This window comes from Paraburkholderia sp. GAS348 (genome assembly GCF_050434205.1).
In the GTDB taxonomy this organism is placed as follows: Bacteria; Pseudomonadota; Gammaproteobacteria; order Burkholderiales; family Burkholderiaceae; genus Paraburkholderia.
Genome location: NZ_JBNPVT010000013.1, coordinates 136182 through 160803, shown reverse-complemented (window position 1 = coordinate 160803; position 24622 = coordinate 136182). Strand labels below are relative to the sequence as shown.

Sequence of the window (24622 nt, the reverse complement as noted above, 5' to 3'; positions counted from 1 at the left end):
GATTCGCATCTATAAGCATTACTTAGTGTTTGATTCGGAGTTGATCTGATGGGGAGTGCATTGCCCCAGTACTCAGAGCCCGAAGCAGCAGTGGTGAAATCAATTAGAAAGCGCTGCGCATTTCGTTTGTAATAAATAAGTAGTCCGATATTGAGGTATCTGAAGCGTCCCGTCTTTTTGTCGGTACTTGCAAATTCGGCCTGTTGCTGGCCAGTTTGCGAGGCAACAAAAGTACGGGGCGGTTTTAACGGAGCGCGGCGCAAGATCGCCGTATATCGAGTGGAGAGGTTCACAAGGCCTCTCTTCACACACAGCTGTGGCCTTATTGACGAGCGGGAAGGGGAAAAATGAAACAAAGGGCATTGGCGCTTGCCATCAAAAGAATAATCTGGGCTGAACTGGCGTTGTCGGCCGCAATCGCCGTGCCGGCGTTTGCGCAAAGCCAGCCGGCCGCCACCGGAGCCGCGGCAGGCGCGACGACCACGGAAAGCGTGCCGGCAGCGGCAGCTCCAGCATCGGGCACCGCGGCCACACCGTCCGTGCCGGCATCGGGCACCGCTGCAACACCGTCCGCGGACAACAACACCGCGACGTCGTCCGGCAAAGGCGTTCAGCAACTGAAGAAGTTCGAAGTGACGGGTTCGCTGATTCGCAGCTCCGACAAGGTCGGCTTCAACCAGGTTCAGACGGTTACGCAGAAAGACATTGTGAACAGCGGCGCCACGACCGTCGCCGATTTTCTGCGCGACACGTCATCCAACTCGGCTAATAGCTGGGGCGAAGGTCAATCCGGCAACTTCGCCGCAGGCGCGGCGGGTATCGCCCTGCGCGGCCTGAGCGAAAAATACACGCTGGTGCTGGTGGATGGTCAGCGCGTTGCGCCGTTCGCGTTCTTCTCGAACAGCGTCGATTCGTTCTTCGACCTGAACACACTGCCGCTGAACGCCATCGACCGCATCGAAATCGTGAAGACCGGTGCCGTGTCGCAATACGGTTCGGACGCTATCGCGGGCGTGGTCAACATCATCACGAAGCACGACTTCCAGGGGCTGCAACTCGACGGCAGCTACGGCAGCGCCATCAGTCAGGGCGGCGGCGCCGGCACGACCAAATTCGGCGTGCTCGGCGGCTTTGGCGACCTCAACTCTGATCGTTTCAATGTGACGGCTGCCGCGAGCTATTACAAGTCGAACGGCTTCACGCTCGCAGACCGCGACTCGACACGCAATCAGGATTTCACGAATCAGCCGGGCGGCCTCTCGTTGCTCGCGCCGTCGTACTGGAACTTGCCCGGCAGCGCCGGCGTACAGGCGTTGAGCAATTGTCCCTTCGGCGGTTCGGTGAATCCTGCCGCCACCAACTCGCTGACGAAGGGATTGGCCGGCACGGTCTGCGGCTTCAACACCGCGGAAGGCACGTCCATTGCGCCGCTGACAGAGCGTGAGAACGCGAAGATTCATGCCGACTTCAAGATCAACGACACGACGACCGCATTCGGCGACTTCCTGATCAGCAGCAACTCGACCACCACCAACGACGGTTTGTGGAACAACGTAATCGGCAATCCGCAGAACCCCGCGCTCGTGTGGAACCCGCAGACGAAGCTGCTTACTCCGTTCAATACGGTTGTGCCGGTGAGCAACCCGTACAACACGTTGGGCGCTGCCACGCCGCTCACGTATTCATTCCCGAACACGGTAGCGGAAAAGACGTATGCCACGTACTGGCGCGCGTCCACGGGCGTCAAGGGCTCGTTCAACTTGCCGAACGGTGAATGGGATTGGGCGACGTCGGTGAGCCACTCGCAAAGCACGGTCTCGAACACCTACACGAACCAGCTCAACTCCAGTGTACTGAATGACATTTACCAGAACGGCACGCTGAATTTCGCGAATCCGTCGGCTACGCCGAACGCGTTCAACGGGCTGTACATGGACGCGAACAACCTGGGTATCTCGAAGCTGGATACGGTTGACGCGACGCTGTCGACGCCGGAGCTCTTCCATCTGCCGGCGGGCGACGTGGGTCTCGGGTTCGGTGCGCAGTTCACGCACCAGAGCGAAATGCTCACGCCGGGTACGGCATACGAACAAGGCCTGGTCGTCACCCCGAATCTCCAGACGGTGGACGGCCAGCGCAATGTGGCGGCTGTGTACTACCAGGTGGACATTCCGATTGTGCGCAACCTGACGTTCAGCCAGTCGGGCCGCTACGACCATTACAGCGATGTGGGCGGCGCGTTCTCGCCGCGCTTCGCGCTGCGCTATCAGCCGGTTCAGGCGCTCACGATGTACACCTCGTACGACCGAGGCTTCCGTGCGCCGACGTTCGTTGAGGACAGCAAGTCGCAAACGCTGGGGATCCAGGTGGACCCGAACACCGGCCAGAACTACACGTCGATTACCGAGGGTAATCCGAACCTGGCGCCGGAGCGCACGCGTAACCTCAATATCGGCTTCCAGCTGTCACCGACCCGTACAACCGATGTCGGCTTCGACTGGTACAAGATTCGTGTCGATAACGTGATCGGCCAGGGCGCGCCTTCGCAGATCGCCACCGACCCGACCACGGGCGACCTGCTGTACAAGGTCATCCCGTACCAGAACCTCGGCTACCTCGACACGAACGGCTTCGAGGGCACGTTCCGCCAGGCACTGCCGACGAAGGCCGTCGGTACGTTCACCTTGTCAGGCGACTGGGCTTACGTGAACAGTTACAAGATCGGCTTCCCGGGCGCCTCACCGGTGAACGGTGCGGGTAACAACTTCACCATCACGCAGCCGTTCGGCGGCAGCTTCCCGCGCTGGAGAGGCAACACCACCCTGGACTGGACGTACCATAAGTTCGACGCGGCGTTGACGTGGCAGTTCACGGGGCCGTACGCGCAGAATCTGGCGGCCGCACCGAACAAAGTGGGATCGTACAGCCAGTTCAACCTGATGATGACGTACACGGGCTTCAAGCACTGGACGATCTACGGCGGCATCGACAACATCTTCAACCGTACGCCGCCGTTCGATCCGATCTTTGCGAACGGCACGTTGAATCAGTCGGGCTACGACACGTCGCTGTACACGTACATTGGCCGCTTCGCGCAGGTCGGCGCCACGTACAAGTTCTGATGTCTGGCCCTTTCGTTGGGTAGTTGGACGCTCTGGCTCTTTTTATATAGAGCCGGAGCGTTTGATTTTGGTGTTGCATAGTATGTTTGAGTGACGTCAGCGCCTACCGCGAGCGTCATCCCGTCGATCCGACGAACCGCGCGCCGGGCGCAAGCTGGTGCGTGTCCTCACGCAAAGCTGATGATGAGACATGTGAAGTTCCGGTTCTCGCGCGTCCTGCCGGCCGTGGCGATAGCGCTGTGCGCCTTTGGCGCTGTCTCGATGCCGGTACAGGCGAAGCCGTCGATTTCACAGTACGACCAGCCGAAATATCCCGCCGATTTCACGCATTTCGATTACGCGAATCCCGACGCACCGGCCAACGGTTCGCTCAGTTTCGAAAACTACAGCGAACTGCAAACTTACGATTCGCTGAATCCGTTTCTGGTGCGTGGCGCGCCCGCGCCCGACATCCTCAATCTGATGTTCGATACGCTGATGCAGCGTAGCTGGGACGAGCTGGCCTCCGAATATCCGCTGATCGCCGACGACGTCGAAGTCGCGCCGGATCTGACGTCGGCGACGTTCCATATCAATCCTGCCGCACGCTTTTCGAACGGCGACCCGATTACCGCCGCCGACGTCAAGTACTCGTACGACACGTTGACGAGTCCGCAGGCCTCGCCGCTTTTCAATGCGCAGTTCTCCATCATCAAAAGCGCGACGGTGATCGACAAGCGCACGATCCGCTTCGATTTCAAGCATCCCGAACGCGATGCGCCGTTGATTGCCGGCGATCTGCCGATCTTTTCGCCGAAATGGGGGATGCAGCCCAACGGCAAGCGTCTGCCATTCGACCAGATTTCTTCCATGCCACCAATCAGCAGCGGCGCCTATCTGATCGAGGGACGCAAAAACGACAAGCAGATCACGTATCGCCGCAACCCTGATTACTGGGCGGCGAATCTGCCGTCGCGACGCGGCATGTTCCGCTTCGAGCGCATCGCTTTCAATCTGTATCGCGACCATTACACGCAACTCGAAGCCTTCAAGGCGGGCGATGCGGACGTTATCGTCGAATACGGCGCGACGCAGTGGGCGCGCAAATACGTCGGCAAGAACTTCGACAACGGACTGCTGAAGAAGGGTGAGTTCGCCGACGGTCCCGCGCAGATGCAGGGCATACTGATGAATATGCGCAGGCCGATGTTCCAGGACCCACGCGTGCGCCATGCCCTGACGATGGCGTTCGACTACGACTGGATGAACCGGATGATGTTCTATGGTCAATACCGGCGCACCAGTAGCTACTTCGAGGCAAGTCCGTTCGGCGCAACCGGCATGCCCGGTGAGAAGGAACTGGCGCTGCTCGAACCGTTGCGTGACAGCGTGCCGCCAGAAGTGTTCGGTCCAATGCTCAAACAACCCGACACGATTCCACCGAATTCCCTGCGCGGTAATTTGCGCGTCGCGCGCGATCTGCTGGCGCAGGCCGGCTGGCACTATCGCGACGGTGCATTGCGCGACGCCAACGGTACGCCGATGACGATCGAGATCATGGACGACCAGCCCGGCATGGACCGTCTGATCCTGCCGTATATGCAGGCGCTTGGCATGCTCGGCATTCAGGCCCATATGCGCGAAATCGACAGCGCGTTGTACGAGAAGCGGCTGGATAATTTCGAGTACGACATGACCACCTTCATCTATCCGCCGGTCACGATTCCGGGCGCTGAACTGACGCGCCGCTTCGGTAGTGCGGCCGCGTCCGAGGTCGGTTCCGAGAACTATCCTGGCATCCGTTCGAAGGCGGTCGACTCGCTGATTCACTCCGCGCTGTCCGCCACTAATCTCGACGATCTGGAAGCGGCGACCCGTGCGCTGGATCGCGTGCTGATCTATTCATATTACCTGGTGCCGGAGTACTACGCACCGGGCGCTCGCATCGGCTACAAGACCGCCCTCGGTTTTCCGAAAGTCGTGCCGAATTCCTACCTGTACGAAGACTGGGTCATCGACTACTGGTACGCGAAAGCGCCGGGCGGACAAGCAACTCGAACCACCCAGGCGGCGCAGTCCGCCGGCTCAACCACGGCGCTTGCCCACTGAGGAACAGCATGCTTGCCTACATTCTCAGACGATTGCTATTGATGGTGCCGACGCTGCTCGGCGTGGTCACGCTGACCTTTGTCGTCACGCAGTTTGTGCCGGGTGGGCCGGTCGAACAGGTGATGACGCAACTCCGCCACGGCGCTGGCCGTGGCGGAGAGGCGGGGGCGGGTGGCGGCGGTTATCACGGCAGCCAGGGTGTCGATCCGCAACAGATCGAGCAGATCAAGAAGCAGTTCGGCTTCGACAAGCCGCCGCTCGAGCGCTACATGCTGATGCTCAAGCGCTACGCGACCTTCGATCTCGGCCAGTCCTACTATCAGCATGACAGCGTGTGGGACGTCATCAAATCGAAGCTGCCGGTGTCGATCACGCTCGGCTTATGGACGGTGCTGCTCACGTATCTGATATCGGTGCCGTTGGGCATTGCGAAAGCGGTGCGCAACGGCTCGCGTTTCGATACCGTAACCAGCGTACTGGTGCTCGCCGGCTATGCGATTCCCGGTTTCGTGCTGGGCGTGCTGTTGCTGATGCTGTTCGGCGGCGGCACCTTCTGGCAGGTGTTTCCAATGCGCGGCCTCACCTCGGACAACTTCAACGACCTCAGTACCTTCGGCAAGCTGCTCGATTACCTGTGGCACATCGTGCTGCCGGTCACCGCTTCGGTGGTGGGCAACTTCGCGATCGTCACGATCCTGACCAAGAACACCTTCCTCGAGGAGATTGGACGTCAATACGTATTGACCGCACGCGCCAAGGGCGCGCCCGAGCGCGACGTACTGTGGAAACACGTGCTGCGCAATGCGGCGATTCCTTTGCTGACCGGTTTGCCTGCGGCCTTCGTCGGCGCCTTCCTGAACGGCAATCTGCTGATCGAAACCCTGTTCTCGCTCGACGGCATGGGCCAGCTTTCGTATGACTCGGTGATTCGCCGTGACTATCCGGTCGTGCTCGGTTCGCTGTTTCTGTTCACGCTGATCGCCCTCGTAACCAAACTCATTGCTGACGTCTGCTATGTCCTCGTCGACCCCCGCATCCAATTCAACCGCCTGGACCGCTGATCAGTCCGGCGCGGCGCACGTGGCGTCGCCGTCTCCCTGGCGGCGCACATGGCTGCGCTTCAAGCAGCAGCGGCTCGGTTACTGGAGTCTCGTGATCTTCGTGTCGCTGTTCGTTATCAGCCTGTTCGGCGAGGTGCTGTCCAACGATCGTCCGCTGATCGTCCGCTATGACGGGCACTATTACTTCCCGATCGTGAAGGACTATTCGGAGGAGATTTTTGGCGGCGATTTTCCGGCCCGTGCGAATTACCTCGATCCGTATATCCGGTCGCGGCTCGAATCGAACGGCAACTTTGCGATCTATCCGCCGAATCATTTCCACTACGACACGATCGACTACTTCGCCGCCCATCCTTACCCGGCGCCGCCAACCCGGAGCAACTGGCTCGGCACGGACCAGTTCGGCCGCGACGTGCTCGCGCGGCTGCTGTACGGTTTCCGGCTCTCAGTGCTGATGGCGCTCGCGCTCACGGTATCCGGCGTCCTGATCGGCGTATTGACCGGCGCGGTGCAGGGCTTCTACGGGGGCCGCACCGATCTGATCGGCCAGCGTCTGATCGAGATCTGGAGCTCGATGCCTGACCTGTACCTGCTGATCATCTTTGCGTCGATCTTCGAGCCCACGCTATGGTTGCTCTTTATCCTTCTATCGATGTTCGGCTGGCTCGTGCTCTCCGACTACGTGCGCGCCGAATTCCTGCGTAACCGCTCGCTGGATTACGTGAGGGCGGCACGCACCATGGGCCTCTCGAACTGGCAGATCATGTGGCGCCATGTGCTGCCGAATAGCCTGACACCGGTGATCACGTTTCTGCCGTTCCGCATGAGCGCGGCGATTCTGTCGCTGACCAGTCTCGACTTCCTTGGGCTGGGCGTACCGCCGCCCACGCCGAGCCTCGGCGAATTGCTTCAGGAAGGCAAGAACAACCTCGATGCCTGGTGGATTTCGATTTCGGCTTTCGCCGCGTTGGTGATTACGTTGCTGCTGCTGACCTTTATGGGCGACGCGTTGCGCAATGCGCTCGATACGCGCAAGCGCGGCTCGGCGTTCGGCGGAGGTCCGCGATGAACGAAGCCAAACCGAACCGGCCGTTGCTAGAGATCGATCGCTTCTCCGTGCGTTTCGGCGACAAGATCGCAGTGCATGAACTCAGCCTCTCGATCGCGCGCGGCGAGCGCGTCGCCCTGGTCGGCGAATCGGGCTCCGGCAAGAGCGTCACTGCGTTGTCGATTTTGCGTCTCGTCGAGCATGCCGATCTGAGCGGCCGCATGCTGCTCGACGGCGAAGATCTGCTGCAGAAGACTGAGCAGCAGATGCGCGGCCTGCGTGGCGCCGACGTGGCAATGGTGTTTCAGGAGCCGATGACGGCGCTCAATCCGCTCTTCACGATCGGCAAGCAGATCGCCGAAAGCTTGCGCCTGCACGAGGGCTTGCGGCCGAATGCGGCGCGCCGGCGCGGCATCGAGTTGCTCAGGCGCACCGGCATTCCCGAGCCGGAACGGCGCATCGACAGTTTTCCGCATCAATTGTCCGGCGGCCAGCGGCAGCGCGCGATGATCGCCATGGCGCTCGCGTGCCGGCCGCGTCTGCTGCTTGCCGACGAACCGACCACCGCGCTCGACGTCACCGTGCGTCAGCAGATCGTGGATCTGTTGATCGCGTTGCAGGAGCAGGAAGCGGCCGAGCGTGGCATGGCGGTGCTGCTGATCACGCATGACCTGAATCTGGTGAAGCGTTTCGCGCAGCGCGTCGCGGTGATGGAAAAGGGCGTGCTGGTCGAAACCAATACGACCGAAGCGTTGTTCTCCAACCCGCAGCATCCCTACACCCAACGCCTGCTGGACAGTGAGCCGCAGCGTGCGGTGGAGCCGGTCGAGCCGGGTGCGCGGCGCTTGCTCGACGTGCAGGGACTCGCCGTCGACTACAGCACGTCCGCGAAAGGCTGGCGCTCCATGTTCGGACGCTCTACGTTTCGCGCGGTGCACGACGTCGACCTGAGTGTGCGGCGCGGCGAGACGCTCGGCATCGTCGGCGAATCGGGGTCGGGCAAATCAACGCTGGCGGCAACCGTGCTCGGCCTGCAGCAACCGGCAGCCGGTCATATCCACATCGACGGTTTGCCGCTTGCCACGTTGAAAACCGCGCGTTCCCGCCGGGCGTTGTATTCGCGCATGCAAGTCGTGTTTCAGGACCCCTTCGGCTCGTTGTCGCCACGCATGACGGTGGAGCAGATCATCGGCGAAGGCCTGGCCATGCATCAGCCCGACATGGACGCAAAGGCGCGGCGCGCACGCGTGGGTGGCTTGCTGGAGGAAGTGGGGATGCCCGCGGACACCATGCTGCGCTATCCGCACGAGTTTTCCGGCGGCCAGCGCCAGCGCATTGCAATTGCGCGCGCCCTGGCGGTCGAGCCGGAATTGCTGGTGCTCGACGAGCCGACCAGTGCACTCGACGTATCCATCCAGAAACAGGTGTTGAATCTGCTGACAAATCTGCAGAAAAAGTACAAGCTAAGCTATTTGTTCATTACGCACGATCTGGCGGTGATGCGAGCCATGGCGCATCGCGTGATCGTGATGAAGTCAGGACGCATCGTCGAAGCCGGCGACACACTCGATGTGCTGCACGCGCCGTCGCATCCCTATACCCAGTCGTTGCTCGCCTCGTCGCTGATCGTTTCGCGCGCGGGTGCAACAGAGACGCCTACCGGAACCGCCAATGATTGACGAACGTTGGGCGCAAGCCGCCCGGTCGCTTACGAGCCGCGCGACCTTCTGGTCGCTGCGCATTGTCGATGAACAGATCGACGATCACGAGATCCGCAACGACATCGCACAACCCATGCGTACGGTGCGCGATCGTGGCGCAATGCTGACGGCATGGGTGGGCGCGGGAGCTGGCTATGCAGCCACCGCGAATCTGAGTGCCGCCGGCCTGCAGGCAGCGCTGGATCTCGCTACGGTTCGCGCGCAAGCGTGCGCGGGCTTGTCGTTGATCGACCATCGCGAGGTGGCGCGCCCTGCCGTGAGCGGCCGCTATGTGTCGCCGAATGCGCAGCATGCGTTGCCGCGCCGCGCCGAATGGTTAGACCGCCTGAGTGTGGAATGCGCGGGCGCGAACCTCGACGCACGCATTGTCGAACGCGTCGCGGCCGTGCAGATCACGCATACCGATCAGCTCTACATCACCGGCGACGGCGTGCGGATCGATCAGCGGTTCCAGTTCGTGATGCCGCAACTGAGCGTGGCTGCACACGCGGACGGCGATACGCAAGTGCGTACCCTCGGCGGCAACTACGGCACCCTGGGGCAGGGCGGCATGGAAGTGCTGGCGCGCTTCGGCTTCGACGGCTCGGGGGCGCGTGTCGCGAATGAAGCGCTCCAATTGCTGGCCGCGCCGAATTGCCCATCAGGCAAGCGCGATTTGCTGCTGATGCCCGATCAGATGATGCTGCAGATTCACGAATCGATCGGCCATCCGCTCGAGCTCGATCGCATTCTTGGCGACGAGCGCAACTTTGCCGGCTGGAGCTTCGTCAAGAAAGAAATGTTCGGCTCGTACCGCTACGGTTCGGAATTGCTGAATGTAACCTTCGACCCCGAACTGCGCGAGGAAGCCGCCGCATACGCATTCGACGACGACGGCACCGAAGCGCACAAGCAATACCTGATCCGCGACGGCGTGCTCGAACGCCCGCTCGGCGGCGCGCTCTCGCAGCAGCGCGCGCATATGGCGGGCGTGGCGAATTCGCGCGCGTCGAACTGGAACCGGCCGCCGATCGACCGGATGGCGAATCTGAACATCGAACCCGGTGAAAGTTCGCTGGAGCAGATGATCGGCAACATCGAACACGGCATTCTGATGCGCACCAATACGTCCTGGTCGATCGACGACCATCGCAACAAATTTCAGTTTGGCTGCGAGTTCGGTCAACTGATCGAAAACGGCAAGCTCACTCAGGTCGTCAAACAGCCGAATTACCGTGGCATCTCGGCGAATTTCTGGCGCAGCCTGAGCGCGGTGGGGAACGCGGATACGCGCGAGGTGTACGGCACGTCCATGTGCGGCAAGGGTGAACCGGCACAGATCATTCGCGTCGGCCACGCCTCGCCGGCTTGTGTGTTCAGCAACGTCGACGTGTTCGGAGGCGCGTGATGAGTCAATTCCTGTCCTCGCGCTCCGCTACGTCGATCGACTGGCAGCGGCATTTCACGTCGCTGACCGACGCCATCGAAGGCCTGCAGCAAGGCGCGGAAATCACGCTGAGTTCATTTGCCGGCGAACAGTCCGACTTTATCCGCTTCAACCAGGGCTTGGTGCGGCAGCTCGGCAGCGTGTCGCAAGGCAAGCTGACCTTGCGTTTGATCGACGGCGCGCGCCAGGCCTATTCGACGCTGACCGTCTGTGGCGATCTGCAGAACGATCTGGACGACGTGAGCGCGGCGCTCGCCACCTTGCGCGAAAGCCTGCGCGGCGCGGCGGACGATCCGCATCTGTTGTTCGACACGTCGAAATGGGCGCGCGCCACGCAACGTTCGGGCAAGCTGCCGGAGCCGGACAGCTTGTTGCGCACCGTTGCCGAATGCGCAAAAGGGCTGGATTTCGTGGGCTTTTACGCGGGCGGCACGATCGTGCGCGGTTTCGCGTCCACGAGCGGCAGCCGCGGCTGGTACGAAGTCGATAACTTCAATTTCAGCTGGTCGCTCTACGACCCGAGCGGCCGCGCGATCAAAATGACCTACGCCGGCGACGACTGGAGCGATGCTGTTTTCGCACGCAAGGTCGAGCAGGCCGCAGCGCGTCTGCCCGTGCTCGCGCGCACGCCGCGCGCGTTGGCGCCGGGGCGCTATCGTTCGTATCTGGCGCCCGAGGCGCTCGGGGAACTGCTCGGCGTGACGGCATGGAGCGGTTTCTCCGCTCGCGCCCAGGCGAGTTCGCGCAGCGAGTTGTACAAGCTGCATGTGGGAGAAATCGTCGTCGACCCGCGTGTCACGATCAGCGAAGATCTGAATCTCGGCATTACACCCGGCTTCAACGACGACGGCTACCTGCGCGTAAGCGTCCCGTTGATCCAGGCCGGCCGCAGTGCCGAACGCCTCACCAATGCACGCAGCGCGCGCGAGTACGGTTTGGCGCCCAACGGTGCGCTGGCGAACGAGTCGCCGGCGGCGCTCTCGATGCAAGCGGGCGATCTGCTGGAAGAGGACGTGCTGGCGAAACTCGATACCGGTCTCTACATCGGCAATCTCTGGTACGTGAATTTCTCGGACCGGATGAATTGCCGCCTCACTGGCATGACGCGCTTCGCGACCTTCTGGGTCGAGAACGGGCAAATCGTCGCGCCGCTCGAAGCCATGCGTTTCGACGACAGTTTGTATCGTCTGCTCGGCAGCGAACTCGAACAACTCGGCTCGCAAGCGGAATTGCTATTGAGCGACTCGACATGGGGCGAGCGCGCCACGGGCGGTATGCAATTGCCCGGCATCCTGACGAGGTCATTTGAATTGACGTTATGAGCCTATGAATCAAGACATAAAAACAAAATACAAATCCGAGAGCTTGCCCGAGGGCCTGACGCTGCGCGCATTGCGCGTGGCCGACGTGCTGCATATGGCCCGCCTCGTTGACGCGCCGCGCCTCCAGACAATCTGAACGGATTCCTTGCGTGCCATTTTTTTTCATCGACCGCCCGGTCTTCGCATGGATTGTTGCGCTCGCCATTGTCGTGGCGGGCGCGCTCGCCATTCCGCTACTGCCGGTGGCGCAGTATCCGCGTCTTGCGCCGCCGCGCATCGTGATCAGCGCCACGTATCCGGGAGCCGCGACGGAAGTGGTCGATGCCAACGTCGGCAGCATTATCGAGGAGAGTCTCGATGGCGCCGACAATATGCTGTACTACGAAACGACTAGCGACAACCTCGGCGATCTCGAGATCGACGCGACCTTTGCACCGGGCACCAATCCGGATCTTGCTCTGGTCGACATCCAGAACCGTCTCAAGCAGGTCGAGCCGCGCTTGCCGCAACAGGTCGTGCAGCAGGGCATCAGCGTATTCAAGGCGGCCAACACGTTCCTGATGCTGGTCGCGCTCACTTCCACGGATGGCTCGCGCGATTCCGTGCAATTGAGCGATTACCTGAGCCGCTACGTATTGCGCGAACTGAAACGCGCGCCGGGCGTGGGCGCGGCGGAGTTGTGGGACGCCGACGAAGCGCTGCGCATCTGGCTCGATCCGATGAAGCTGCGCGAATACAATCTCGGCGCCGCCGAAGTGAACGCCGCGATCGCCGCGCAGAACGCCACGGTAACGGCCGGTACGCTGGGCGACGCACCATTCGTTCCGGGGCAGCAATTGACGGCCTCGGTGAGCGTGAAGGGACAACTGATCTCGCCCGCCGAGTTCGGACAGATTGTGCTGAAGGCGCTGCCCGACGGCTCGGCGGTGCGCTTGCGAGACGTCGCGCGGGTCGAACTTGGACGCGACAATTATTCGTTCTATTCACGTCTGAACGGTAAAGCTGCGGCGACCGTCGGCATTCAACTCGGTCCGCGCGGCAATGCGCTCGAAACGTCGAATGCGATTCGCGCGCGACTCGCCGAGCTATCGAAAAGCTTGCCATCCGGTGTCTCCATCGAAATTCCGTTCGACAACGCGCATTTCGTGAAGATTGCCATTCGTGAAGTGCTCGTCACGCTGGTGGAAGCGGTGGTGCTGGTGTTCTTCGTGATGTGGCTGTTCCTGCGCGATCTACGCTATACACTGGTGCCGACGGTGGTGATTCCCGTCACGCTGATGGGCGCGTTTCTCGCGATGTACGCCTGCGGCCTGTCGATCAACGTGTTCACGATGTTTGGCCTTGTGCTCGCAATCGGCATTCTCGTCGACGATGCGATCGTGGTGGTGGAAAGCGTGCATCGCGTGATGGAAGAAGAAGGCCTGCCGCCGCGTGAGGCCACCCGTAAAGCGATGTCGCAAATCGGCGGTGCGATCGTCGGCGTGACCGCGGTGCTGACGGCCGTGTTCGTGCCGATGGCGTTTTTCCCGGGTGGTGTCGGCGGTATTTACCGGCAATTCGCAGTGGCGATGATCGCGTCGATGCTGGTGTCGTCGTTCATGGCTTTGTCGTTGACGCCCGCGTTGTGCGCGAATCTGCTGAAAGCGCACAAGCACCCGGTGAGTCGACGCGATGCCCGCCGCGGCCTGCTCGGCTTCGCGGCGCGGGCGGCGAGCCGGTTCACGTCCGGTTTCGATCGGGCCGCAAGCGGCTATCGCGGGCTGACCGCGCGTACGCTGCGCCGTATCGGACCGATGCTGGCAATCTATGCCGTACTGGTCGGTGTGTGCGCCGCGCTCTACTGGCAAATGCCTGGTGGCTTTTTGCCGAGCGAAGACGAAGGCCAGTTGCAGGTGATGGTGCAATTGCCGGCCGGCGCGACGCAGGAGCGCACGCTCGCGGTGGTCCAGCGGATGGAAAAAATCCTGCACGCCGAACCCGCGATTGCGCACGTCACCAGTGTGATCGGCTGGAGTTTTACCGGCAGCGGTCAGAACGTGGCGATGGGCTTCGTCGAACTGAAAGACTGGGGCAAGCGCGACACCGATGCGATGGCGTTGCGCGACCGGCTCAACGAAAAGTTCGACAAGATTCTCGACGGTGACGTGGAGGCGCAATTGCCACCTTCCGTGCCGGGACTCGGGCATTCGGACGGTTTCGTGTTCCGGCTCGAAGATCGCGGCGGAGTCGGACTGGACGCGTTGAAGGCGGCGCGCGAGCAACTGTTCGCGCAGGCCAAGGCGAGCCCGGTGCTCGCCTCGGTGCATTCGGAAGATCTGCCGGATGCGCCGCGCGTCGAACTCATCATCGACCGCGCGAAAGCGTACGCGCTCGGCGTGCCGTTCGACCGCATCGCCGATGTGCTGGGCAGCACCTTCGGCTCGACGTATATCGACGACTTCCCCGCTGGTGGCCGGATGCGCCGCGTAATGATCGCCGCCGACGCCGCCACGCGGATGACCGAGGACGATCTGATGGCGCTCGCCGTGCCGAACTCAACCGGCGGCATGGTGCCGCTATCGGCGATCGCGTCGCTCCATTGGTCGATCGGTCCGGTGATGCTGAGCCGCTACAACGGCTATCCGTCACTCGACGTGAGCGGCCACGCGGCACCCGGCTACAGTTCGGGCGCGGCGATGGCGGAGATGGAGCGGCTCGCCGCTTCGCTGCCGGTCGGTGTCTCGTACGACTGGGTCGACGCGGCGCGCGAAGAAACCGCGGCGGCACAGCTCACCCCGTTGCTGATCGGCTTGTCGCTGCTGGCCGTGTTCATGGCGCTGGCGGCCTTGTACGAAAGCTGGACAATCCCGCTTGCCGTGCTGATGGTCGTGCCGCTCGGCGTGATCGGCGCAGTCGCCGCGGTGCTGCTGCGCGGTATGCCAAACGACGTGTACTTCAAGGTCGGCATGATTACCGTTATCGGCCTCGCGGCGAAGAACGCGATTCTAATCGTACAGTTCGCACGCGATCTATATCGCCAGGGCCTGCCATTGACGCGCGCCGTGACCGAAGCGGCCGCCGCGCGCTTCCGGCCGATCGTGATGACCTCGGCGGCGTTCCTGCTCGGCGTCGTGCCGTTGGTGGTGTCGAGCGGAGCGGGTGCCGAGAGCCGCCGCTCGATCGGCACCGGTGTGTTCGGCGGGGTGCTGGCGGCCACGCTGTTCGGTCTCGTGTTCGCGCCGGTCGCGTTTCATGCGGTCGCCTCTCTAACGTATAGCAGGCGGCGGCTCGCCGAGCTGCGCCGCAAGCGGTGCGCGCGTAGTTCGGCTGAAGTTGCCGGCTGAGCCGGTAAAACGCCCTCCCTCTGCGTGCACGGGTCTGCTGTCCCCGACCCCGTGCCGCCATGCGCAAAGCATGGTCCTATGTCCCTTTCCACCGGTAAAGAAAATCAGTCGCCGCGCGCGCTGTGCGATCTCGCCCTGACGCTATCCGATAGCGGCGGATCGGCTATCTGCGCCGCATAAGTTCCGCGGCGCCGTGCCGCATAGCGTACAGCGTGCGGGCGTCGCATGATTTTCAACAATTTGCGACGCAGCGACTCTTCAGTAGGGGGCATCTTCTCTGCGATCCAGAGAGGTGCTTTGAAACCCGTTAGTTCATCCAATTAATGTAGGACTACCTATTTATGAAATCGCGTCAAAACGTTCTCGGCTCCGGCGCCGCCGGTCTCCATTCGCTGGACGACATGCCCGATTGCATGAGCCGCGCCGCACCTGCCGGTCCGCTGATCGGCAGCGTCCGGTCGATATGCCAGCGCCTTGGCGCGGCCGGCTGGCGCGAGATGCTGCTGGACGTGACCGGCGGCGCCTTCGACATGATGGCGCCCGACCTCGAAGCGGAGCTCGTGAAGCCGCTGCCGTGGATCGAGCGTCGCTTTGCGGGTTTCGGCGACTTCGCCGCAGCCGGGTGCGCTGCGATCCAGCCGGGGCAGCCCGATTTCAGTTTGCTCTACCACGCGCTCGCCGCGCCGTCGGTCGTCACGGGCCGCGATGGTGAATCGCTCGGCGCGTATCCGACGCTTGCCGAAATCGACACGCTCGAAAACTACATTTTTGCGGCTCGCCGCGTGTCGCTGAGCGAGTTGCGCGCCGAATGCGGCGCATGGCCGATCGCCGTATCGACATTCGCGACTCACTACCGCAACGCACCGATGGGCGTCAACGGCCGCCGTGCGCAGCTGTGCTTCTCGCGTGCGGGCGTCGCGCGGATCGGCAATCTCGAACCGCGCTATGAACCGAAGTTGCGCGCCTTCGTCGGCTTCGACGAAAGCCGCCCCTTCGATTTCCGCGTCGTTCCGCGCCGCTTCTCGACGTACCTGGCGGTCCGCAGGCCGGTCGACCCGAACGGGCCGGCGCAGTTCGGGCCGCAGGACCGGCTCGATGACGACGACCGCCGGCATTTCTGGGTGCCGGTTCACAAGCTGTTCAGCGGGCCGGAATGCATTGTCGGGATGGACCTGCAAGTCACCCCCAGGTGCCGGCTGCAGAACGACACGCTGGCTGCATTCCATCGCTTCCTCGATGCACAAGGTCTGGAGAACAACTGGTCCGGCGACTGCCTGGAAGAGTTTCCGTTTACGATCCGCAACGAAATGATCGGATCGCTGACGATGGAGGCGCAGCACGGCCCCGGCGTGGTCGTGCCGCGGCCCAGCACGATGGTGGAGGAAGCGCGCTATCGGGGGGCGCGGCTCACGTTCCCTGTCGATCCGCGTTATTCGGGCAAGCCGGGCAGTTTTTTGCTTTCGTCACTGCTCGTGTTGCCTGGCGCACAGCCGCTGCGTTCCCCGCAATATCTCGACGACGCCGAACAGATGACGGCGCGGCCGGCGCCCCAATTCATCAACTTGCGCCATCGGGTCCGCGACGACCGGATCGACAATCTGAACGACGAGCCTGGACTCATGGAGATCGTGGCTCGGGGCAACTACGAGGCGCAGCACTACGTCGATTTCAGCGGCGACGGCTGGGTCGCGTCGGCATGTCCTGAGCTTGCGTGTCAAGGCATCGTCGCGTCGACGCCGGCGTTCGCGATGATCGGCTTGCCGGACTTCCTGCCCAAACTGAGCCAGCGCGATCTGATGGTGTGGTGGCGTAACGACGTGCCCGCGCCGCTGCGCGACGCGTTGTGGGCGGTCCCGCCGCTCGCATTGTCGCAGACGCGCATCGCCGGCAACATCGAACTGGAGGGCGGCCTGTTCAGGATCGACGACGACACAGTCAGCGCGATCGTCTCGATGCCGCAGCGCATGGACGATGCACCCGAAAGCGCGATGCGGCAGACGGCGAATGGAGCAATCCGCTTCGACAAGGTCGGTTTGCCCGACGGCTCGCCGGGTGTCTTCGATCCGGGCTGGGACGCCAGCATGGGCGTGCGTCTGAGTGCGGACGGCACATTGAAGCGTTTTCTCGTGGGTCACGGACTCGGGTCGCCGTTTATCGAGGACGTGAAGCTGTGCGCCGCGCTCGGTGCCTACTGGCCCGGCGTCGCGCCGGACGCGACGCGACAGTATCAACCGGACAAGGAGTTGTGCGGCATCTCGTATCCCTGGCCGTCGGCGGTGCCGCTTACCGACGAAGAGCTCGGCATGGTGCCGTCGACGGAGGGGCCGATGAAGAACCGGTTCGTGCCGTGGGACGGCGTGTCCGGACCGCGCCGCGGCAGCTTCCAGGGGCGGCCGGTCATCGAGTATGAGGACGAGCGTCGCGTCGACCATATCGATCTGCAAGGCCGGATGACGGCGTTGCTCACGTCGCGGATCGATCTTGCGGATTTTCAGGCGCGTGTGTTGGCGATGGCCGCGGTGTATTGGAGCCTTGGTGTTCGCCCGCAACCCGGCGCGCCGGGCGACGTGAACCGCGTGCTGTGGGAAAAGGCGCAATGGGCAGTGTTCTCGTTCATCGCGGTTCTGCCAGACGATCCAGACTTCGTTCGCATCGCCGCGCAGACCGGCGCGGACCTCGACCCGGCGCGCCGCTCCTACCGCTTCGAGATGTTCCGCTGGGGCCGGCGTCATGCGGACCCCGGCAGCGTTCGCAAGGTGCTGGTGGACATCGAGGAAGAGGCAACGGCCTATTCAGATGGCATAGTAGTCCTTATCAATCGCGGCGGATCATGGCGACTGGACGATACGATACCGATGTAGTGATCGTTGGCGGTGGCCCGGCCGGCAGTGCGGCTGCGATTGCCTGCACGGCTCGCGCGCTGCGAGTGCGGCTGTTCGAGCGCGAAGGGTTCACCCGCGAACGTCCGGGCGAGACGTTGCATCCGGGCATCGAGCCAGTACTGGAGCAGTTGGGCATCGGCAGCGCACGGCTCGCGTCGGTGACCGGCGCGCGCCATGAGGGGATCTGGATCGACTGGAACGGCGCACGGCGCTTCGAACTGTTTGGGCAGGACGTGCAAGGCGCATGGCGTGGTTTCCAGGTGCAGCGCAGTGCGTTCGACGCGATGCTGCTGGCGCGCGCCGCCGAAGCGGGCGCGCTCGTGCGCCAGCCTTGCGCGGTCTCGGGACTGCTGATGCGGGATGGCGTGGTGCGCGGCGTCGTCGCGGGCGGCGAACCGGTGACGGCGCACGTCGTGGTTGACGCAAGCGGTTGCACGCAGTGGCTGCGCCGGCAACTGGGGATCGACGCCGCATCACGCTCGCCGCAACTGATCGCGCGTTATGGCTATGCGAACGGAACGTGTCCGCAACGTGACGCCGCGCCGCAGATGAACGGCGATGCATCGGGTTGGATATGGACCGCGATGATCCGGCCGGGTACGTATCAATGGACCCGAGTGTCCTTGAACGGCGAGAAGGTTTCCGCGGACTGGATGCCCGACGAATTGCGCCATCTCGCACCACAAGGGCCGTCGCGCGGCGCCGACGTCACCTGGCGGATCGCGGGCGACGTTGCGCGTCCGGGCTGGTTCATGGTCGGCGATGCCGCCGCCGTGCTCGACCCCACCTCGTCGCATGGCGTGCTGAAGGCGATCTTGTCAGGCGTGACGGCAGCGCATCTGATCGCCGCCGTGCTTGCCGACAAGGCCTCGGCGGACGATGCCGCGCATGCCTATCACGACTGGCTTGAGGACTGGTTCAACACCGATGCCGCGCAATTGGCGCACTTTTACCGCGAGCTCGGCGTGAGCGGTTTTGGCTAGGGCTCGCACTAGCCGGCCGGCGTCGCCGGGATTTGCAAAGGACCGCTGAATCGTCTGATTTTTACCCGATATGGCGCCAGTGAAGGGGGTAATTAGTCATATGTAAAAGAGGCTGGATGTTTCATTATGGAAACATTTTCACTCGGGTGAGGGACCGGCGTCGAAATGCTGAATCATAAATGTTTCGATAGATGTGCGGTTGTCGCATTGACACTGTCGACAAATTCCCGATTTGCGAATAAATGCCGGATTGAACGTTCATTATTTGCGAGGTTTCGATTTCATTTTTGAAACATTTTTTGGATTCGATTGTGGTGAATCACTGCCGCAAATCCGGCGATTCGCGATAAATTCGCGCACCCGCAGTGAGGACCTTAAAGCAAGTCCACGTAAGCTTTGCCGGTCTCATTGCGAATGGCGGTCCGGTATGGCTTGCCGCTATGCCGGATCCTATGCCGAAAGTCATATGAAACACGCAATAATCGTTTTCTTCATACATTGACTTTCTCGATGCCGATTTGTTTTTGAAATTTACTATAGAGAAGTATTCCGCTAACATCACGCATAATCCGTGAAACGGCGATACCGGCGGTTTTCATCCGCCGGTATTTAAATTCGACCATATCGGCCGGCCGACGGGCAGCGGGGTCCACAACGTACGACAGTTTGGGGATAGATTATGCCGCACATGCATCTGGATACTGCGAGGATTACCTGGTTACATACGCCGACGCTGAACGTGCGTAGTGCAGCGCGGCGAATCGGCGTGTTGCTGTTTGACGGCTTCTGGCTGCTCGGGCCTGGCACGGTGGTCGAGATGTTCCAGACCGCCAACGAACTTTCGGGCTCGCGGGCCGGCGAAGAGCCGCCGTATCAAGTTCAGTTTCTGTCGATGGACGGCGGCAGCGTCGCGAGTTCTTCGTCGGCGCGAATCTGGACTGACCGTATCGACACACGTTACGGCAGCGGCTTCGACGTGCTGTTCATCGCAGGCGGCTACGGCGCACACGAGGCCGCGCTGGACGAACCGCTGCTGGGCTGGCTGCGATCGGTGCAAACGCGTACCCGTGCGATCGAGACGATCGGCGAGGGCCGTCTCGTCCTGGAAGCCGCGGGTCGCGCGGAGCACGACGGCCTTCAGGTGAACCGCTATCTGGGCAGCCCCACGGCCGATGCCGCGCGCAGCGCCGCCGACGATCGTAACGACTGTGCGCGCAGTGCGCTGATGTTCATCAAGCGCGACCTCGGCGCGGAACTCGCGCGCAGCGTCGCGGATCGGGTCATGCCGGGCATGGCCGCCAACTGGGTGCCGCTGCCGGCTGAAGGCGGCACACTCAGCGTGGCCGAGAAAATCCGTGCCGCCGCGCGCTGGATGGAGGCGAATTGCGATCGTCCGGTGTCGGTTGCCGACGCCGCGCAGGTGGCCGCGATGAGCGAGCGCAACTTTCTGCGCCGCTTCAAGCATGAAATGCAGGTCACGCCTTCTGACTATCTGCTGCAGGTGCGGCTGCGTATAGCCTGCAACTTTCTGACCGAAACCGAATTGCCGGTCGACAAGATCGCGCGCCGCAGCGGCACTGGCAACGGCGATCGGCTCGCGAAGATATTCCGCAAACGCATGGCGCTCTCGCCTACCGAATATCGCGCGCGCAGCCGGGTGGCGAGCGAGGCGTAAGCAAGCGCCGCTGTCATGCAGACGGCGCACCTCATTGCCGGTGGGAGCGTGGGTAGCGGCGTGCGCATCGGCGGCCGTGTTTTCTCCGGGCAGGCATCTTACGAGCACAGTGGCCATGGGCAACAAGGTAATGGCGACGGCATTGCCGGAGGTGAAACTCATCGAGCCCGAGGTGTTTTGCGACGAATTCGGTTTCTGCTTCGAGAGCTTCAGCGCGGATGAGTTTGCCGACGACGTCTCGCAAGGTTTCAACTTCGTGCAAGACCGTCATTCGCGGGCGGTGCGTGGTGTGTTGCGTGGGCTGCACTATCAGGTGCAGCGTCCGCAAGGCCGCCTCGTACGGGTGGTGGCGGGAGAAGTGTTCGACGTCGCCGTGGATGTGCGGCTCAAATCGCCGAACTTCGGCAAGTGGAGTGGCACCTATCTGAGCGCGGCCAATCGGCGGCAGGTGTGGGTGCCGCCGGGCTTCGCGCACGGTTTCGTCGTGCTGTCCGACGTTGCCGAATGCTTTTGGAAGACCACGGACTACTGGTTCCCCGAACTCGAGCGCTGCATCTTGTGGCGCGATCCTGATATCGGCATCGCGTGGCCCAGCGACATCGAGCCAATCCTCGGCGCGAAGGACGCAGCGGGCCGGCGTCTCTACGAAGCGGAAAATTTTGCCTGAGGGCTGCACGCGGGAGCGGTTCAGCGCCGTTCGGCGCCGTTCAACGTGTCGCCGCCACGGCGCCCACGCGCCGGAGTCGATGCGCGCGCGGCGTGAGGGGGCGGGCTAGCGGTAAAAACCCCGGGGCGGGCGGCAACTATTGCAATACCGTGTGGCAAGTATTGCAACGCGCTGTGGGTCCTCGCGCCGGGGCGGGTGTTTGCTACGCCTGTTCGGCGGATGCGGAGGTCAGCGTCGCATCACGCCCATCAGCAGGGTGACGAGGAAGATCACCACGAAGATGAAGAACAGGACTTTGGCGATTTCCGTTGCGCCTGCGGCGATGCCGCCAAAGCCGAATACCGCGGCGATGATCGCGATGATAAAGAAGATTACAGCGTATCGAAGCATGGGGCCTCCCACCGATGGATTGCTGGAGTGAAGTTAAAAAACGGCTGCTCGTTGTGGGCACAGCGTGCTTTGACGGGTTGTCGCCGGCGAGCGAGATACCGCAATAGATGTGCCCAGGGCGTGAAGAGCGCACTCGAATCGGAGGCGCAAAGCGCGTAGAAATGAGCCAAGGAGCCGCCGAACACAAACCGGAAACCTGAACCCTCAATTGTCACAAATTGTCACAAATTTGTGATATCTTTCGGCGCGCCAAATGGCGCCCGTACGCCTAAGCGACCGGCCACGAAAAGTATGCGAAAAGCAGGCATCCGGCACGCTATGCCGGACACGGTTCATGTGTTGGCCGCGTCCGTCATGTCGCTCGACATTCAAGGTTTCGCCGGATCGTCCGTATACACGCGTAGACGGCGGCATCGCGGTCATAAAGTATTTTCGTTTTTCACGTTCCCCGCAAACTTCTGCGGCAGGCCGAATTCGCATTGAAGTCCCGGGCGGTCATGGGGCGGATGGCCGATGTCCAACAAGCTGATCTGTCCATGAAACCTGTTGTTTCGTTTTGCCTGTCGCTGACGGCGCTCCTCGGCACCTTGTATGCCGCTACGCTGGCCGCAGCGCCTTCCGCGCTGCCCGCGCTTGCCGCACGGGTTCCGTCGTCCGCTGCCGCTGCCCAGCCGTCGCCCGTTTCGCCGGCCGCCGCTGCCAACAGCGCGCAGGCAACGAACGCGCCGAACGCAATGAACGCGCCCAATGCCGCGAGCAGCGTCGCCGGTTCGACCACGGTGCACATGGCGTTCTCCGCATTGGGCGCCTATCGGCCGCTGAATCTGCGCGGTCTCGAGGACGCGCGCGTCGTCAACGTCGGCGTGCGGCTCGATCATGTGGTGACCGCGGCATGGTTGCGTTTGCGCTACACGTATTCGCCGGCGCTGGTGTTCCCGATCTCGCACTTCAAGGTGTCGATCAACAACGAAGTAGTGGCGACCGTGCCGTTCGATCGTGAGCATGCAGGGCAGATCGTCACGCAGGACATCCCGCTCGATCCGCGGTTCCTGACGGATTACAACCAGATTGGCCTTCGGCTCATTGCGCATTACACGCTTGAACATTGCGAAGACCCGGAAAACTCGGCGCTGTGGGCCGATGTGAGTCCAACGAGCGAAATCATTCTCGACACCTCGCCGATTCGCTTGCCTAACGATCTCGCATTGCTGCCGGCGCCGTTTTTCGACCGGCGCGATGTGAGCCGCCTGCGTCTACCGTTCGTGCTGCCTGCGGACGCCGACAACGCGACGCTGCGCAGCGCCGGGGTGCTGGCCTCGTGGTTCGGCGCGCTCGCCGATTATCGTCAGGCGCGTTTTCCGGCCTCGTCCACCTTGCCGTCCGACGATCAGGCCGTGGTGGTGGCGCGCAGCGCGCAGTTGCCCGCGGCGTTGAAGCTGCCGCCGGTCAATGGGCCGCTGCTGATCGTCACCGACAATCCGGCGTCCGTCGACAAGAAACTGCTGATCGTGACGGGCCGTACCGCTGCTGAAGTCGATCAGGCGGCCGCCGCGCTCGTGCTCGGCAGGACGGCGATGGCGGGCCCCGCCGTGCAGGTCGCGCAGATCGATATTGGCGCGCCGCGCAAGCCCTATGACGCGCCGCGCTGGTTGCCGGTGGACCGTCCGGTCGCTTTCAGGGAGCTGATCGACGATCCGAATCAGCTGCAGGTGCACGGCAGTTCGCCGGACGCGATCCGTCTGAACCTGCGCGTGCCGGCCGATCTGTTCTCATGGAACGGCGCAGGTGTGCCGCTGAATCTGAAGTACCGCTACACGGCGCCGACGGTGCAGAACAACTCGACCCTCGCGGTGCAGATCAACGATCAACTGGTCAAGTCGTACCGGCTCGCGCCGGCCAGCGCCGACGATGCGCAGGGCCGCCTGCAACTGCCGGTGCTGTCGGCGAGCGGCAACCGTTCGAGCAGTGCGCTCGATATTCCGGCGTTTCGCGTCGGCAGCTCGAACCAGTTGCAATTGCGCTTCAATCTCGATTCGCAAAAGACGGGGCTGTGTCAGAGCGTCGCGTCGAATCCCGTGCAGGCGGCGGTCGACCCGGACTCGACGATCGACTTTTCGAACTTCGTTCACTTCGCGCAGATGCCGAATCTCGCGTACTTCTCGAATAGCGGCTTCCCGTTCACGCGCTATGCCGATCTGGCGCAGACGGCCGTGGTGATCCCGGCGCATCCCGCAGCCGAAGAACTCGAAGCATTGCTGACGATGCTCGGCCACATGGGGCAATGGACCGGCTATCCGGCGCTGCGCGTGCAGATCGCGCGGCCGGCCGACATCGCGCAGCTGACCGGCAAGGATCTGCTGGTGATCGGTGGCAATGGTTCGGCGCCGGTGCTGGATCATTGGCGTCAAGCGCTGCCGCTGACCATCGGCGCGAACTCGAACGACGGCACAACGGGGGGCGAAGGCGGCACGGTCACGCGCGCCTCGTTTTCGGTCAAGGAGCAGTGGCGCAACGGCGTGCATCTGCCGGACGGCAGCGCGCATCTCGAACGCGACGGCTCGCTCGCCGCGCTGATGGGCTTCGAATTGCCCGGCAGCAAAGGACGCAGCGTGGTCGCGTTGACGGCCACCGATCAGCGCCAGCTGATCCAGCTGCTCGACGTGCTGGAAAAGCCGGACCGGGTCTCGCAACTGCAGGGCGACGTAGCGCTGGTGCGCGGTGGCGAAGTCGACAGCATGCGGGTTGGCGAACCGTATCTGGTGGGGTATGTGCCCTGGTATGCGCGGCTCTGGAGCAAGGCGATCCAGCATCCGATCCTGCTCGGCGTGCTCGGCGCAATCGCCGGGCTGCTGCTGGCGATCGGGGCGTTCACCGCGTTGCAGGAACTGGCTGCGCGCCGCCGGGGAGTCTGATC

Annotated in this window: 15 protein-coding genes; 14 read left to right on the top strand and 1 reads right to left on the bottom strand. The window is 62.6% G+C overall.

All coding sequences use genetic code 11. The features are described from left to right. The first annotated feature begins 347 nt into the window (after nt 1–347). From P3T22_RS21695 to rfbC, 13 genes are all read left to right on the top strand, one after another. Nucleotides 348–3122, top strand: a complete 2775-nt coding sequence (locus P3T22_RS21695) for a TonB-dependent receptor (RefSeq protein ID WP_063495412.1) — start codon at nt 348–350, stop codon at nt 3120–3122. Nucleotides 3123–3305: 183 nt separating this feature from the next. Then, entirely contained in the window at nt 3306–5210 is a 1905-nt protein-coding gene (locus P3T22_RS21690; protein ID WP_063497859.1) for an extracellular solute-binding protein, read from the top strand. Nucleotides 5211–5218: 8 nt separating this feature from the next. Further along, entirely contained in the window at nt 5219–6271 is a 1053-nt protein-coding gene (locus tag P3T22_RS21685; protein ID WP_063495413.1) for a microcin C ABC transporter permease YejB, read from the top strand. Beyond that, nucleotides 6225–7340: an ABC transporter permease gene (locus P3T22_RS21680; RefSeq protein ID WP_063495414.1), complete on the top strand. Its 1116-nt coding sequence runs from the start codon at nt 6225–6227 to the stop codon at nt 7338–7340. Before P3T22_RS21685 ends, P3T22_RS21680 begins: the two co-directional genes overlap by 47 nt. After that, on the top strand, nt 7337–8998 hold the full coding sequence (locus P3T22_RS21675) for an ABC transporter ATP-binding protein (protein ID WP_063495415.1): 1662 nt from the start codon (nt 7337–7339) through the stop codon (nt 8996–8998). Before P3T22_RS21680 ends, P3T22_RS21675 begins: the two co-directional genes overlap by 4 nt. Then, on the top strand, nt 8991–10427 hold the full coding sequence (locus P3T22_RS21670) for a TldD/PmbA family protein (protein WP_429326070.1): 1437 nt from the start codon (nt 8991–8993) through the stop codon (nt 10425–10427). The genes P3T22_RS21675 and P3T22_RS21670 overlap by 8 nt, the downstream gene beginning before the upstream one ends. Beyond that, nucleotides 10427–11788: a TldD/PmbA family protein gene (locus P3T22_RS21665; RefSeq protein ID WP_429326069.1), complete on the top strand. Its 1362-nt coding sequence runs from the start codon at nt 10427–10429 to the stop codon at nt 11786–11788. The genes P3T22_RS21670 and P3T22_RS21665 overlap by 1 nt, the downstream gene beginning before the upstream one ends. Nucleotides 11789–11792: 4 nt before the next feature. Continuing rightward, the gene (locus tag P3T22_RS21660) at nt 11793–11924 is read left to right on the top strand and encodes a hypothetical protein (protein ID WP_256390476.1); all 132 of its coding nucleotides are present in this window, start codon (nt 11793–11795) and stop codon (nt 11922–11924) included. Nucleotides 11925–11937: 13 nt separating this feature from the next. Continuing rightward, complete coding sequence (locus P3T22_RS21655; protein ID WP_429326068.1) at nt 11938–15111, top strand: multidrug efflux RND transporter permease subunit; 3174 nt, start codon at nt 11938–11940, stop codon at nt 15109–15111. 341 nt (nt 15112–15452) lie between these two features. Then, nucleotides 15453–17972 carry a hypothetical protein gene (locus P3T22_RS21650; protein WP_429326067.1) on the top strand — a complete coding sequence of 840 codons (2520 nt, stop codon included), beginning with the start codon at nt 15453–15455 and terminating at the stop codon, nt 17970–17972. After that, the gene (locus tag P3T22_RS21645; protein WP_429326066.1) at nt 17942–18976 is read left to right on the top strand and encodes an NAD(P)/FAD-dependent oxidoreductase; all 1035 of its coding nucleotides are present in this window, start codon (nt 17942–17944) and stop codon (nt 18974–18976) included. The genes P3T22_RS21650 and P3T22_RS21645 overlap by 31 nt, the downstream gene beginning before the upstream one ends. Before the next feature lie 679 nt (nt 18977–19655). Further along, nucleotides 19656–20651: a GlxA family transcriptional regulator gene (locus tag P3T22_RS21640; RefSeq protein ID WP_063495420.1), complete on the top strand. Its 996-nt coding sequence runs from the start codon at nt 19656–19658 to the stop codon at nt 20649–20651. Nucleotides 20652–20766: 115 nt separating this feature from the next. Then, complete coding sequence (gene rfbC, locus P3T22_RS21635) at nt 20767–21318, top strand: dTDP-4-dehydrorhamnose 3,5-epimerase (protein WP_063495421.1); 552 nt, start codon at nt 20767–20769, stop codon at nt 21316–21318. A gap of 228 nt (nt 21319–21546) precedes the next feature. Here the strand turns inward: rfbC and P3T22_RS21630 are convergent, their stop codons facing one another. Beyond that, on the bottom strand, nt 21547–21708 hold the full coding sequence (locus tag P3T22_RS21630; protein WP_035551387.1) for a DUF1328 domain-containing protein: 162 nt from the start codon (nt 21706–21708) through the stop codon (nt 21547–21549). A gap of 536 nt (nt 21709–22244) precedes the next feature. On the opposite strand from P3T22_RS21630, the gene bcsB reads away from it, so the two are divergent. Continuing rightward, a complete protein-coding gene (gene bcsB / locus P3T22_RS21625) occupies nt 22245–24620 on the top strand; it encodes a cellulose biosynthesis cyclic di-GMP-binding regulatory protein BcsB (protein ID WP_429326065.1) in 2376 nt (791 codons plus the stop codon). The last annotated feature ends 2 nt before the right edge of the window (nt 24621–24622 follow it).